The following is a 12961-nucleotide window of genomic DNA, read 5'->3' on the forward strand; positions in this document are numbered from 1 at the left end:
CCGGTACGACCGGGAGCCCCGCCGGGCGGGCGCGGGGCGGCCGCACCCGCCCGACGGGGCAGTCCTCGGCTACAGGCCGTTGGCCCGGATCACCTCGCGGTACCACAGCGCGCTGCGCTTGGGCACCCGGCGCTGGGTCGAGTAGTCCACGTAGACCAGGCCCCAGCGCTGGTCGTACCCCTCGGCCCACTCGAAGTTGTCCAGCAGCGACCAGACGTGGTAGCTCTCCAGCGGCACCCCGTCGGAGACGGCCCGGTGCGCGGCGGCCATGTGGTCGCGCAGGAAGCTGATCCGGCCCGCGTCGTCGACGGTCCCGTCCGCGGAGAGGGTGTCCGCCTGCGGCAGGCCGTTCTCCGTGACGGTCAGCGGGATCGGGCCGTAGTCGCGGGTCACCCGGGTCAGGATGTCGTACATGCCGTCGGGGTAGATCTGCTGCCAGTCCGCCTGGGAGGTGGGCCAGCGGGTGACCGTGCCGCCGGTGGCGGTCACGTAGTACGGGGTGTAGTACTGCACGGCGAGCAGGTCGATCGGCGCGGAGATGATCTCCAGGTCGCCGTCGCGGATGCCCCGCGCCATCCGGCTGTCGTCCCCGAGGTCGGCCAGCACGTCCGCCGGGTAGCTGCCCTTGAGGATCGAGTCGAGGTAGAGGCGGTTCTCGTACCCGTCGTAGAGCCGGCTGGCGCGGTCGGCCTCGGCGCTGTCGTCCGCGGGGTAGCAGGGGTGCAGGTTGAGGGCGGGGCCGATCCGGGCGGTGCTGTCGGTGGCCCGCAGCCTCGCCACGGCCAGGCCGTGCGCCAGCTGGAGGTGGTGGGCGACCAGGTAGGCCGCCGGTGGGTCCTGGAAGCCGGGGGCGTGGTGGCCGTGGAGGTAGCCGTTCTGCACCACGGTCTTCGGCTCGTTGATGGTCAGCCAGACCGGGACCTGGTCGCCGAGGACGCGGAAGAGCATCTCGGCGTACTCGGCGAACCGGTAGGCGGTGTCGCGGTTCTCCCAGCCTCCGGCGTCCTGCAACGTCTGGGGCAGGTCCCAGTGGAAGAGGGTGGCCATCGGCGAGATGCCGCGTTCGTGCAGGCCGTCGACGAGGCGGCGGTAGAAGTCGAGACCCCGCTGGTTGGGTGTGCCGGTGCCGTCGGGCTGGATGCGCGGCCAGGAGATGGAGAACCGGTAGCTGCGCAGCCCCAGGTCGCGCATCAGGTCGAGGTCGTCGGCGTAGCGGTGGTAGTGGTCGGCGGCGATGTCGCCGGTGTCGCCGTTGCGGGTCCGGCCGGGGGTGCGACTGAAGGTGTCCCAGACCGACTCGCCCCGGCCGTCCTCCTTGGCGGCGCCCTCGACCTGGTACGCCGAGGTGGCCGCGCCCCAGCCGAAGCCGGTCGGGAAGCGCAGGTCGCCCCGGGACCCGCCGGTCGGGTCGGTGTCGGGGTCGGTGCCGGCGTCGCATCCGGTGGCCAGGCCGCCGGCGACGGCGGCGGTGGCGGTCGGGCCGCCCACGCGCAGGCCGGCACCGGTGGCCCCGGCGGTGGCGGAGAGTGCGGCGCGGCTGAGTAGCCGCCGCCGGGTGAGCATCGACATGGGGCATTCTCCTCGTGATGGGTGCCCACCGCCGCATGGCCGGGAGCGCTCCCAGCATAAGGCAGGCGGGGGCGGCCGGGCCCGCCTGTGGCGGGTCGGCTCTGTTGTGCGGGCTGGTCCGGCGCGCGGCCGGCTGCGCGAATGCGCTGGTGGGAGGCGATGTCGGGGCGTCGGTCGTGGCTGCGAGACGCCCGCCGGCTACGCCGATAGCGAGCGAGGCCGGCCGGGTGGCGTGACACGCCTGACCCGTCGGCCTCTTTTCCCATGGTGTCGGGGGGTTTAGTGTGGGGACGGGGGAGGGCAACCCCCGTCCCCACCTTTGTTTGCACACACGCACGAGCGGAATTGGCGTCCTGTCGTGCGTGTCGCGCGGGAGCCGGGCCACGCGAGTGGCTCTGGTTCCACCTCCCTCCATTGCCGGTGGGTGGTGGCTGGCGGCGGCGTCCGGGCTGGCCCGCCGTCAGCCTTCGGGCAATGCGCCGGGGGCGTCGCGGGCACGACGCTCCCGGTCAACACCTTCTGTGACCTTCGTCGATGGAAGCGCTCCCATCGGCGATGCAGCGACTGTAACGCCCGTCACCGGTTTGTGAAAGCCCCAAAACGAGATCGAAACAAGTAGCTGCTCCTTCGCGGACCCTTCTTGTCGTGGGAGCGCTTCCATGCAAGACTGTCGAACACTGCGACGAGGAGCCAGCTCGCGTGAGTGCGGGTCGCCGAGGGCATCCGGTCATCCGGACGGCACCCAGGAGGGCGGCGGACGCCGTCGACAAACGTCGATGCTTCGCACCCGAAACCCCGACCGGGCCGGATCGACCACCATTCCCGAGCGCCTCCGTCCCCCCGTGCCATGGGCGCGTGGAGGCGCCCCGCCGGGGCCCCGCGGCCCCGGCCTGGTCCGAGGAGACACCGCGCACATGAGACTCATGGCAAGACGTCGCCGGACGGCGATGCTCGCCGCCACCACGTTGGTCATCGGCGGGATCGCCCTGCCGGCCGGCGCCGCGCAGGCCGCCCCGGCGTGCGACGTGGTCTACGCCACCAACGACTGGGGCAGCGGCTTCACCGCCAACGTCACCATCAAGAACCTGGGCGACGCCATCAACGGCTGGACGCTCAAGTGGACCTTCCCCAACAGCAGTCAGCGGGTGGTCCAGGGCTGGTCGGCGAAGTACAGCCAGACCGGCAGCGAGGTGACCGCGACCAACGAGTCGTACAACGGCAGCCTCGGCACCGGGGCGTCGACCACCATCGGGTTCAACGGCAGCTACTCCGGCAGCAACCCGAAGCCCACGGCGTTCACCCTCAACGGCACCCCCTGCAACGGCACCCCCGCCAACCAGCCGCCGACCGTCTCCCTGGGCGTGCCGGCGGGGCCGTTCGAGGCGCCGGCGGACGTGCCGCTGACCGCCACCGCCAGCGACCCGGACGGGACGATCAGCAAGGTCGAGTTCTACCGTAACGGCCTGCTGGTCAACACCGACACCACCGCCCCGTACGGCTACACCCTGGAGGACCTGCCGGCCGGCAGCTACACCGTCCAGGCCAAGGCGTACGACAACGCCAACGGCATCGCCGTCGACGAGAAGGCGTTCACCGTCAGCGCGGCCTCCGGCCCCCGCCTGGTGGCCACCCCGTCCGCGGTCAGCGTGAGCGAGGGCGGCACCGCCACGTTCAACCTCAAGCTCAGCGCGGCCCCGACGGCCAGCGTCCCGGTGACCCTGACCCGCAGCGGTGACACCGACATCACCGTCACGCCGGCCTCGGCCACCCTCACCACGTCGAACTGGAACACCGGCGTCACCGTCACCGTCGCGGCGGCGGAGGACTCCGACACCGTCGGCGGCACCGCCACCATCACCGCCTCCGGCACCGGCCTGGCTCCCCTGGCGGTCACCGCCACCGAGGTCGACAACGACGTTCCGGGCGGGGACAACGACTACATCAAGAAGTTCCTCGACCAGTACGGCAAGATCAAGAATTCGGGCTACTTCAGCCCCGAGGGCGTGCCGTACCACTCGGTCGAGACCCTGATCGTCGAGGCGCCCGACCACGGCCACGAGACCACCTCCGAGGCGTTCAGCTTCTGGCTGTGGCTGGAGGCCTACTACGGCCGGGCCACCCAGAACTGGGCCCCGTTCAACAACGCCTGGACGGTGATGGAGAAGTACATCATCCCGTCGCACGCCGACCAGTCCACCGCGGGCGCCCCCGGCACCCCGCAGTACGCCGCCGAGCACAACCTGCCCAGCCAGTACCCCTCGGCCCTGGAGGCGAACATCTCCGTCGGCGCCGACCCGCTGCGCTCGGAGCTGCAGAGCACCTACGGCACCGGCGACATCTACGGCATGCACTGGCTGCTGGACGTCGACAACACCTACGGCTACGGCCGCTGCGGCGACGGCACCACCAAGCCGGCGTACATCAACACCTTCCAGCGGGGCACGCAGGAGTCGGTGTGGGAGACCGTCCCCCACCCGTCCTGCGACACCTTCAAGCACGGCGGGCAGTACGGCTACCTCGACCTGTTCGTCAAGGAGTCCAACGCCCCCGCCAAGCAGTGGAAGTACACCAACGCCCCCGACGCCGACGCCCGCGCCGTGCAGGCCGCGTACTGGGCCCTGACCTGGGCCAAGGCGCAGAACAAGCAGGCCGACGTCGCCGCCACCGTGGCCAAGGCCGCGAAGATGGGTGACTACCTGCGGTACGCGATGTTCGACAAGTACTTCAAGAAGATCGGCAACTGCGTCGGCGCGAGCGCCTGCCCCGCCGGCAGCGGCAAGGACTCCGCCCACTACCTGATGTCCTGGTACTACGCCTGGGGTGGCGCGTACGAGGCCAACCAGAACTGGTCGTGGCGGATCGGCTCCAGCCACAACCACTTCGGCTACCAGAACCCGTTCGCGGCCTGGGCGCTGACCAACGTGGCCGAGCTCAAGCCGCAGTCCCCGACCGCCGTCGCGGACTGGCAGAAGAGCCTCGACCGGCAGCTGGAGTTCTACACCTGGCTCCAGTCCGCCGAGGGCGGCATCGCCGGTGGCGCCACCAACAGCTGGGACGGCAACTACGGCACCCCGCCGGCCGGCACCGCCACCTTCTACGGCATGTTCTACGACGTCGACCCGGTCTACAACGATCCGCCGTCGAACCAGTGGTTCGGCATGCAGGCCTGGTCGATGCAGCGCATCGCCGAGCTGTACCTGGAGACCGGCAACGCCAAGGCCAAGGCCCTGCTCGACAAGTGGGTGCCGTGGGCGATCGCGAACACCACGCTGGGCGCCAACTGGTCGATCCCGTCCGACATGAAGTGGACCGGCCAGCCCGCGAACTGGAACCCCACCAGCCCGCAGCCCAACACCAACCTGCACGTCGAGGTCACCGTCAAGGGCCAGGACGTCGGCGTCACCGCCGCCTACGCCCGGACCCTGATCGCGTACGCGGCGAAGTCCGGCAACGCGGCGGCCAAGACCACCGCCAAGGGCCTGCTCGACGCCCTGTCCGCAGCGGCCGACGCCAAGGGCGTCTCGATGCCGGAGAAGCGCGGCGACTACAAGCGCTTCGACGACGTCTACGACGCCAGCACCGGCCAGGGCCTCTACGTCCCGTCCGGCTGGACCGGGACGATGCCCAACGGTGACGCCATCGCCTCCGGCAAGAGCTTCCTGGACATCCGGTCGTTCTACAAGAACGACCCGGAGTGGCCGAAGGTGCAGGCGTACCTCGACGGCGGTGCCGAGCCGACGTTCAACTACCACCGGTTCTGGGCCCAGGCCGACGTCGCCATGGCGTACGCCGACTACGGGACGCTCTTCCCGAACGGGTGACCCAGCTCCTCCGGGTGGGCGGCGCGGCCCGTCCACCCGGAGCCCGACCGGGCCCGGGGGAACTATGAGCCCGGTCGGCGGACGGCCTGACTCCCACGGTCAGGCCGGGGCGGGCCGGTCGTCCGGTCAACGCAGCGGACCGGCTGGCCCGTCCCACCGCCCGAAGCTGAACTTGCCGCGAAAAAGCCCCGGAAAAAGTGACCGTCCAGGGATCACGTGACGGTCGCGGACGGAGTAACGTACGTCACCGGAGAGGCCGCTCCCCCCGTGGCGGCCTCTCCCTTTTCGTCTCCTGACCAGGCGCGACCCCGACCCCGCTCGGCGCGGTCACCGGGTGCCGCAGCCCCGGATGCCCGGCCGGCAGCGACCGGCGGATCACCAGCCAGCTCACCGCCAGCGCGGACGCCACCAGCGGCCAGGTCAGCGCCACCCGTGCCACCACCAGCGCCACCACCTGCCCGCCGAGGTAGAGCGGCACGAACACCGCTACCCGCAGCGCGTACGTCGCCGCCCACACCCAACTGCCCCGCCCGTACGCCCGCAGCAGCGCCGGGTCGCGCCGCCACCGGCCCCGCTGCCGCAGCGCCACCCCGACGAGCACGCCCAGCAGCGGCCAGCGGATCACGATGCTCACGATCCAGGCGAGCGCGCTGGCCACGTTCGACAGCACCTGGACGAGGAAGAAGTCGGTGGCCCGCCCGGTGCGCAACGCGATCAGCGCCGCCACGCAGACCGCGAGCAGCCCGATCAGCACCGACCGTGGCCGGTCCCCGCGGCGCAGCCGCCAGAGCGCGACGGCCGTGCCGGTCACCACGGCGGCGGCCACCCCACCGACCAGCGAGTGGCCGGTGGCCAGCCAACCGAGCGCGAACGCCACCGGCGGCAAGGTGGCGTCCACCGCCCCGCCCCGCCCACCGAGCAGGTCGGCGAGGGACTCCGGCCGGTCGGCCGGTGGCGACGGGACGGGGTGCGATGGCCCTTCGGGCCCGGGTGCGGCGGTCACCGGCAACCTCCTGTACGTCCGCCCCAAACTAACCGCATGACCCTGCGGGCCACCGGGGGACGCTCCGGCGCGTGCCGTTACGGTGTGCGGGTGCGCGCGACGGCGAGGGGTTGGACGGCGGTCTGGTTGGTCGTACTGGCCCTGGCCCAGACAGCCGCCTTCGTCGTGGTGTGGCGCGCCGCCCTGCACACCGAGCTCGGCCAGTGGCTCGACACGGTCGCCCTCACCGGCAACCGGATAGGCCAGGACCGCATCGCCGAGCCGGTGAACCGCATCCTCAACACGATGTCGGCACTGTCGCTGCTGGCGGCGACGGCGGTGATCGGCTTCATCGCGCTCATCCGGCGGCGGGTCGCCCTGGCCATCACGGCGACCCTGCTCATCGCCGGGGCGAACGTCACCACCCAGCTGCTCAAGCACTTCCTGCTCCGGCCCGACTTCGGCATCGACCCCGAGCGGGCCGCCGCCGGCAACAGCCTGCCCAGCGGGCACACCACCGTGGCCGCGTCGGTCGCCCTCGCGCTGATCCTGGTCCTCCCGCCCACGGTCCGGGCGCTCGGCGCGTACCTCGGCACCGGATACGCGGCCGTGGCCGGCGTAGCGACCCTCTCCGCCGGCTGGCACCGGCCCAGCGACGCCGTCGCGGCGTTCCTCGTCGTCGGCGTCTGGGCGGCGCTGGCCGGGCTGCTGCTGCTGGTCACCCAGCGGGAACAGGCCCAGGTGGAACCCGCCGACGCGCACCGGGTCGCCGCCGTCGTGCTCGGCCTGGGCGGCGCGATCGCCGTGGTGGCCTCGGCGCTGGCCCTGTCCTGGCTGGTCGACCTGCCCCAGCTGGACCCCGACGAGATGGGCCGGCGGTCGCTCTTCGTCGGCTATGCCGGCAGCGCCGCCGGCAGCGCCGGGACGATGGCCGTGGTGGCGGCGCTGGTGCTCGCCGTCGTGCACCGCCTGGTGCCCCGCGTCAAGGGCTGACGGCGGGGGAGGGAGCCGCGGATGGTCCACGACGCGGCGCGGGCGTTCCGCGACGAGTGCACCGCACTGGGGGCGGTGCTGCGCGGGCTCACCCCCGCCGACCTGGACCGGCCCACCGACTGCCCGCCGTGGGCGGTCCGGGACGTGATCGCCCACGTCCGCACCGGCGCCGGCCGGCTCACCGGCATGCTCGCCGCCCCGGCTCCGCCCCGCGCCGAGGTGGACGCCGCCGGCTACTTCGGCGCGGCCAAGTTCACCCCGCAGGTCGATCGGGACCGGGTCGACAGTGCCCGCCGGCAGGCCCGCGAGGCGACCGACCCGGCCGGGATCGCCGCCGGATTCGACCGGGACTGGCGCGCGGCCGACGCGGCCGTGGCCCGTCAGCCGGCCGACCGGGTGGTCCGCACCCGGCACGGCGACCCGATGCTCCTGACCGAGTTCCTGGTCACCCGGGTGGTGGAGGTTGGCGTGCACGGTCTGGACCTGGCCGCCGCCCTGGGCCGCGAGCCGTGGCTGACCCAGGCTGCGGCCAAGGTCGTCACGGCGCTGCTGACCGGCGGCCGGGCCGTGCCAGCGGAGTTGGGCTGGGACCGGTTGACGGTGGTCCGCAGGGCCACCGGCCGGGCGTCGCTGACCGGCCGGGAGCGGGCCGTGATCGAGGCCGCCGGGGTGCGCCTGCTCGCCTTCGGCGGCTGACCCGCCGGGGCTCGGACGATCGGGCCCGCCGGGGCTCGGACGGCTGACCCTGCCGAGCGCCGGACGGCGGGGCCGCCCGCAGTCTGACGGCTGGCCCGGCCCGGGGTCAGAACGGTGGGGAGGCCTGCTCCGGCGGGCGACCCCGGGCCCGGCGGGCGTCGGCCACCGCCACCGCCAGCAGTGTCACGGACACCGCGACGGCCGACGCCAGCGTCGCCACGTGCAGCAGGAACGGCTGTAGGCGAGCCCGGCGACCAGGATGGTCTCGCCCAGCGCGATCAGGAAGAACTGCTGGTAGCGGTCCGCGAGATGTTCCCCGGCCACCTGCCACCGGTTGACCATGGAACGGCCGAGGCCGGGCACCGGCCAGCCGAACCGGACGGCAAGGAACTCGCCGGCCAGCCCCGCCGACCACAGCACGACCCGGGGGTTCGTGGGTAGGAACGCGCCGGCCAGCCAGAGCACCCCGAGGACCAATTACCACCGCCTGCAACCCCAAGTGATACGGGTCGTACCGGCTGGTGGCCCACACGGTGCCCTGCCACACCGACCAGAGCGCGAGCAGGAGCAGCAGGGTCTAGCCCGCGCCGGTGAACGGCGACCAGCCGGCCGTGCCACCCCCCTCCACGGCCAGGGCCTGCTGGCCGCCGTTCATCGGCCCGCCCGCGCCCGCGCCCAGGCTGCGACGGGCCGGGAACCTTGCCGGGAGCGCGGGGCAGCGGGCAGGATCGACCGGTGACGAACCGATGGGGAATGACCGTGCCGCTGGGTGGCCTCCCGCTGGCCGACCACGCCGCCGCCTACGCCGCCCTGCACCGGGCCGGCTTCACCGACGTGTGGTCGTCCGAGGTCAACGGTGCCGACGCGTTCACCCCGCTGGCGCTGGCCGCCGCCTGGCAGCCGGGGCTGCGGCTCGGCACCGCCATCGCCCCCGCCTTCACGCGGGGCCCCGGGCTGCTCGCGATGAGCGCCGCCGCTCTGGCCGAGGCGGCCCCCGGCCGGTTCGCGCTCGGCATCGGCGCGTCCTCCCCGGTGGTGGTGGGCGACTGGAACGCCGTCGCCTTCGACGAGCCGTTCAAGCGCACCCGGGACGTGCTGCGCTTCCTGCGCGCCGCATTGGCCGGGCAGACCGTCGACGGCGCGTACGACACGTTCGCGGTGCGCCGGTTCACCCTGGAACGGCCGCCGGCCGTGCCGCCGCCGCTGCTGCTGGCCGCCCTGCGCCCGGGCATGCTGCGGCTGGCCGCCGCCGAGGCCGACGGGGTGATCCTCAACTGGCTGGCCGCCGACGACGTGCCCACCGCCGTCGCCGAGTTGGGCCGGCGGCCCGACGGGTTCGAGGTGGTCGCCCGGATCTTCGTCTGCCCCACCGCCGACGCCGGCCACGCCCGCGCCCTCGGCCGCCGGCTGATCACCACCTACCTGACGGTGCCCGCGTATGCGGCGTTCCACCGCTGGCTGGGCCGGGCGGAGACCCTCGACCCGGTGTGGCGGGCCTGGGCGGCCGGGGACCGGCGGGCCGCCGCAGCCGCCGTGCCCGACGAGGTCGTCGACGCGCTCGTGCTGCACGGCTCGCCCGAGGAGTGCCGCGACCAGGTGCGCCGCTACGCCGAGGCCGGAGTGGACGTACCGGTGCTGGCCCTGCTGCCCACCCCCGAGCTGGCCGCCGGCGGCCCGGCGGCCCTGACCGACCTGATCGCCCGGCTCGGGCCGGCCGGAGAAGGAGGCTGACGTGAACCTCACCGACCGGGTGGCCGTGATCACCGGCGGCGCCGGCGGCATCGGCGCGGCCCTCGCGCACCGGTTCGCTGCCGAGGGCGCGGCGGCCGTCGTGGTGGCCGACCTCGACGTGGCCGGTGCCGGTGCCGTCGCCGCAGCCGTCGGCCCGGTGGCACACGCCGTCGGCCTCGACGTCACCGCGGAGGAGCAGGTCCGCGCGCTGGTGGCCGACACCGAGCGGCGGTACGGCCGGATCGACCTGTTCTGCGCCAACGCCGGCGTCGCCACGGTGGCGGGGCTGGACGCCGCCGACGCCGACTGGGACCGGTCCTGGCGGGTCAACGTGCTCGCCCACGTCCACTCCACGCGGGCCGTGCTGCCCGGGATGCTGGCCCGGGGCCAGGGCTACCTGCTGCACACCTGCTCGGCGGCCGGGCTGCTCACCGCCGTGGGCGACGCCCCGTACACCGCGACCAAACACGCGGCGGTGGGCCTGGCCGAGTGGCTCGCCGTCACCTACCGGGACCAGGGCATCCGGGTCAGCGCGTTGTGCCCGCAGGGGGTGGACACGCCGATGCTCGCCGAGGGGCTGGCCAGCGGGCACCTCGGGGCGCGGGTGATCGCCGCCTCCGGCGCGGTGCTGCACCCCGACCGGGTGGCCGACGCGGTGATCGCCGGCCTGGCCGAGGAGCGGTTCCTCATCCTGCCCCACCCCGAGGTCGCCCACCACGCCCGCCGCCGCGCCGAGGACCCGGACGGCTGGCAGGCCGGCCTGCGCAGACTGGTCCGCCGCCTCCACCCCTGACCCGCGCCCGCCCCCCATCCGCCTCGGTGATCAAGAGGTTTGCGTCAGGCATCGCTCCGCCGGTGACGCAAAGCTCTTGATCACCGAAGCGGGAGGGGGAGGGGGAGGGGGAGGGGCGGGGGGGGTCAGGGGTGCCAGCGGAGGGGGCCCGGGTGGATCGACCAGAGGAGCCGGCGCCACCAGGGGCGGGCGGCGCGCAGGGCGGTGACATACTCTCCGGCCAGCGCGACGGCCCGGTCCGCCTGCTCGGGGGCGGCGGCACCCGGCGCGAAGGCGAGCTGGTTGAGCAGCCCGGCCAGCTCCGCCAGGTCGGGCGACGCGGTGCCGGCGGCACGCTCGGCACCCCGGGTGGCGCGGGCGTCGGCCAGGGCGGCGCGGGCCCGTTCCGCGACCTCCGTGGCGGCCAGATCCCCGCCCACCGGCCGGCCCGCCAGCCGCAACGCGTCGGTCACCTCCCGCCAGGCGCCGGCGATCTGGCGACCGGGGTCGCCCGTGCACAGCCGGGTCCGCGATCGCGCCCGGCGCAGCGTGACCAGCGCGGCCAGCACTGCCCCCACCAGGAGCAGCAGGCTGCCCGCACCGCCGCCGACCAGCACCGGCGTCGACAGGCCGCCAGAGTCGACCGGCCGGCCCGGCGCGGCCTGCGCCGGCGGCGTCCCCGTCGGCTCCGCGGTCGGCTCGGGCACCTCCGACGGCGGCGGGTCCTCCGGTGCCGGACGGAAGTCCTCCTCCACCGGGCGCGGCTCGTCGTCCGGGCGGGGCAGCGGGTCGAACGCCACCCACCCGAGGCCGGCGAAGAGCACCTCCGGCCAGGCGAACGCGTCGGCTGCCCGCACCGGCCCGTTCCCGGTGGAGGAGAAGCCGACCACCACCCGGGTGGGCAGCCCCGACAGCCGGCCCAGCACCGCGAACGCCGCCGCGAACTGCTCCGACGTGCCGCGCTGCCCGCCGCCGCCGCGCGGGCCGAAGAGGAAGAAGTTCAGATTCGGGTACGCGTGCCCGCTCGGCGCGTCCGCCACGATCCGGTAGTGCTCGGCGAGGAACTGCTCGATCGCCGCCGCCCGCGCGTACGGGGCCCCGTTGTCCTCGGCGAGCTGGGTGGCGAGCCGGCGCACCGGGTCGGGGACCCCGTCGGCCACCCGCAGCACCCGGGCCACCTCCTCCCCGGCCGGCACGTCCGCTGTGGCGAGCAGGTTGTTGTCGGGCCGCTCCGCCGCCGAGGTGACCGTGTACCGCAGCCCCGGCGTCAGGCCCTCCGGCCGGATCAGCGTCCCCGTCAGCGGGTCGTACGCCACCCGGGCCCCGCCGACCTCACGCGGCGTGGCCACGGCGGGCAGCAGCCGACCGCTCAGGTCCGCCACCGTGATCTCCTGCCGGACCGTCTCCACCGTCGCCCCGGGCGCCGGCTGCGCCGCCGGCAGGATCCGGCCGGCGTTGCGGTACGTGGCACCGACCCGCCAGGTCACCCCGTCGTAGTCGCTGAGCACCGCGAGCCGGATCCGCACCGACCGGCCCTCGGCATCACCGCCGGCCGGGGCGTCCGGGCGCTCGGTGACCACGTCCAGCAACTTCTGCTGCGGGTTCAGCGCCCAGCCGGAGATCCGGATCAGCGGGTTCTCGTCCAGCGACTCCACCTGCGGCGGCTCCACGTACCGGCGCGGATCCACCGGCCGCTCGTCGACCCGGGCCGCCACCACCGGCCCGACCACGGCCGCCAGACCCACCACCACGACGAGGCCGGTGGCGGCGGTGGCGGTGAGGCGTACCCGGACGGCCGTCCGCACCCCGGGTGCCAGCCCGGCCGTCGGGTCCGGGCCGGACGGACCGGGCCGCCCCGACGGCACCGCCAGCCCCAGCGCGGCGAACGCCGCGAACGCCACCGTCGGCCACACCGCCGGGTCCGCGTTCGGCCCCACCACGTACACCGCCCCGGTGTAGAGCAGCGCCGGCGGAAGACAGCCCAGCAGCACCCGGCCCGCCCGCAGCGCCACCTCCGCCCCGGCCAGCCCGGCCAGCCACGCCGCCACCAGCGGCACCAGCACCGTGTCCGGGGTCGGCTCGACCGGGATCATCGCGGTCAACAGCCGGGGGATGCCGTTGCGGGCCGCGTCCGCCGCCACCTCGACCAGCGGGCCCGGCAGCCCCGCCGCGTCGGCGGACACCCGCAGCGACCACGCCGTGAAACCGGCCAGGCCGGCCACCGACAGCGGGGCGACCAGCCAGGACGGCAGCCGCCGGGCAGCCACGCTCACCAGCACCGAGCCGACCGCCGCGCCGACCACCAGCCGGGTCAGCAGCCCACCCGCGTACACCCGGCCGAGCACCACCCCGGTCAGCGCGACCATCGCGGTCAGCGCGAGCGGCAGCGGCGTGGCC

Annotated in this window: 9 protein-coding genes; 5 read left to right on the top strand and 4 right to left on the bottom strand. The window is 74.4% G+C overall.

Annotated features, from left to right (window positions below; translation table 11 throughout):
• Positions 1-69: 69 nt before the first annotated feature.
• A complete protein-coding gene (locus tag ACFT41_RS00945) occupies positions 70-1569 on the bottom strand; it encodes a GH1 family beta-glucosidase (RefSeq protein ID WP_377584821.1) in 1500 nt (499 codons plus the stop codon).
• A gap of 923 nt (positions 1570-2492) precedes the next feature.
• Between ACFT41_RS00945 and ACFT41_RS00950 the strand changes: the two genes are divergently transcribed.
• On the top strand, positions 2493-5390 hold the full coding sequence (locus ACFT41_RS00950) for a glycoside hydrolase family 48 protein (RefSeq protein ID WP_377584913.1): 2898 nt from the start codon (positions 2493-2495) through the stop codon (positions 5388-5390).
• A 244-nt stretch (positions 5391-5634) separates the two neighbouring features.
• Here the strand turns inward: ACFT41_RS00950 and ACFT41_RS00955 are convergent, their stop codons facing one another.
• On the bottom strand, positions 5635-6393 hold the full coding sequence (locus ACFT41_RS00955; protein ID WP_377584824.1) for a DUF3159 domain-containing protein: 759 nt from the start codon (positions 6391-6393) through the stop codon (positions 5635-5637).
• Positions 6394-6477: 84 nt separating this feature from the next.
• Here ACFT41_RS00955 and ACFT41_RS00960 point away from each other — a divergent pair, with 84 nt between their 5' ends.
• Both ACFT41_RS00960 and ACFT41_RS00965 read left to right on the top strand, forming a co-directional pair.
• The gene (locus tag ACFT41_RS00960) at positions 6478-7365 is read left to right on the top strand and encodes a phosphatase PAP2 family protein (RefSeq protein WP_377584915.1); all 888 of its coding nucleotides are present in this window, start codon (positions 6478-6480) and stop codon (positions 7363-7365) included.
• A 21-nt stretch (positions 7366-7386) separates the two neighbouring features.
• A complete protein-coding gene (locus ACFT41_RS00965; protein ID WP_377584826.1) occupies positions 7387-8061 on the top strand; it encodes a maleylpyruvate isomerase N-terminal domain-containing protein in 675 nt (224 codons plus the stop codon).
• A gap of 183 nt (positions 8062-8244) precedes the next feature.
• On the opposite strand, the gene ACFT41_RS00970 is transcribed toward ACFT41_RS00965, so the two are convergent.
• Complete coding sequence (locus tag ACFT41_RS00970; protein WP_377584829.1) at positions 8245-8538, bottom strand: low temperature requirement protein A; 294 nt, start codon at positions 8536-8538, stop codon at positions 8245-8247.
• A gap of 276 nt (positions 8539-8814) precedes the next feature.
• Between ACFT41_RS00970 and ACFT41_RS00975 the strand changes: the two genes are divergently transcribed.
• Together ACFT41_RS00975 and ACFT41_RS00980 are read left to right on the top strand one after the other, a co-directional pair.
• Entirely contained in the window at positions 8815-9792 is a 978-nt protein-coding gene (locus ACFT41_RS00975; RefSeq protein WP_377584917.1) for an LLM class F420-dependent oxidoreductase, read from the top strand.
• 1 nt (position 9793) lies between these two features.
• Positions 9794-10585: an SDR family oxidoreductase gene (locus tag ACFT41_RS00980; RefSeq protein WP_377584831.1), complete on the top strand. Its 792-nt coding sequence runs from the start codon at positions 9794-9796 to the stop codon at positions 10583-10585.
• Between the two features lie 125 nt (positions 10586-10710).
• Here the strand turns inward: ACFT41_RS00980 and ACFT41_RS00985 are convergent, their stop codons facing one another.
• A complete protein-coding gene (locus ACFT41_RS00985) occupies positions 10711-12930 on the bottom strand; it encodes a transglutaminaseTgpA domain-containing protein (RefSeq protein WP_377613712.1) in 2220 nt (739 codons plus the stop codon).
• Between the last annotated feature and the right edge of the window lie 31 nt (positions 12931-12961).

Origin of the sequence: Micromonospora sp. NPDC057141 (assembly GCF_042670805.1) — a bacterium.
GTDB lineage: Bacteria > Actinomycetota > Actinomycetes > Mycobacteriales > Micromonosporaceae > Micromonospora.

Excerpts from the sequence above, each read along its gene's own strand:
- ACFT41_RS00945 (WP_377584821.1), bottom strand. The coding sequence starts at position 1,569 with ATGTCGATGCTCACCCGGCGGCGGCTACTCAGCCGCGCCGCACTCTCC.
- ACFT41_RS00950 (WP_377584913.1), top strand. The coding sequence starts at position 2,493 with ATGGCAAGACGTCGCCGGACGGCGATGCTCGCCGCCACCACGTTGGTC.
- ACFT41_RS00965 (WP_377584826.1), top strand. The coding sequence starts at position 7,387 with ATGGTCCACGACGCGGCGCGGGCGTTCCGCGACGAGTGCACCGCACTG.
- ACFT41_RS00975 (WP_377584917.1), top strand. The coding sequence starts at position 8,815 with ATGACCGTGCCGCTGGGTGGCCTCCCGCTGGCCGACCACGCCGCCGCC.
- ACFT41_RS00985 (WP_377613712.1), bottom strand. The coding sequence starts at position 12,930 with ATGGTCGCGCTGACCGGGGTGGTGCTCGGCCGGGTGTACGCGGGTGGG.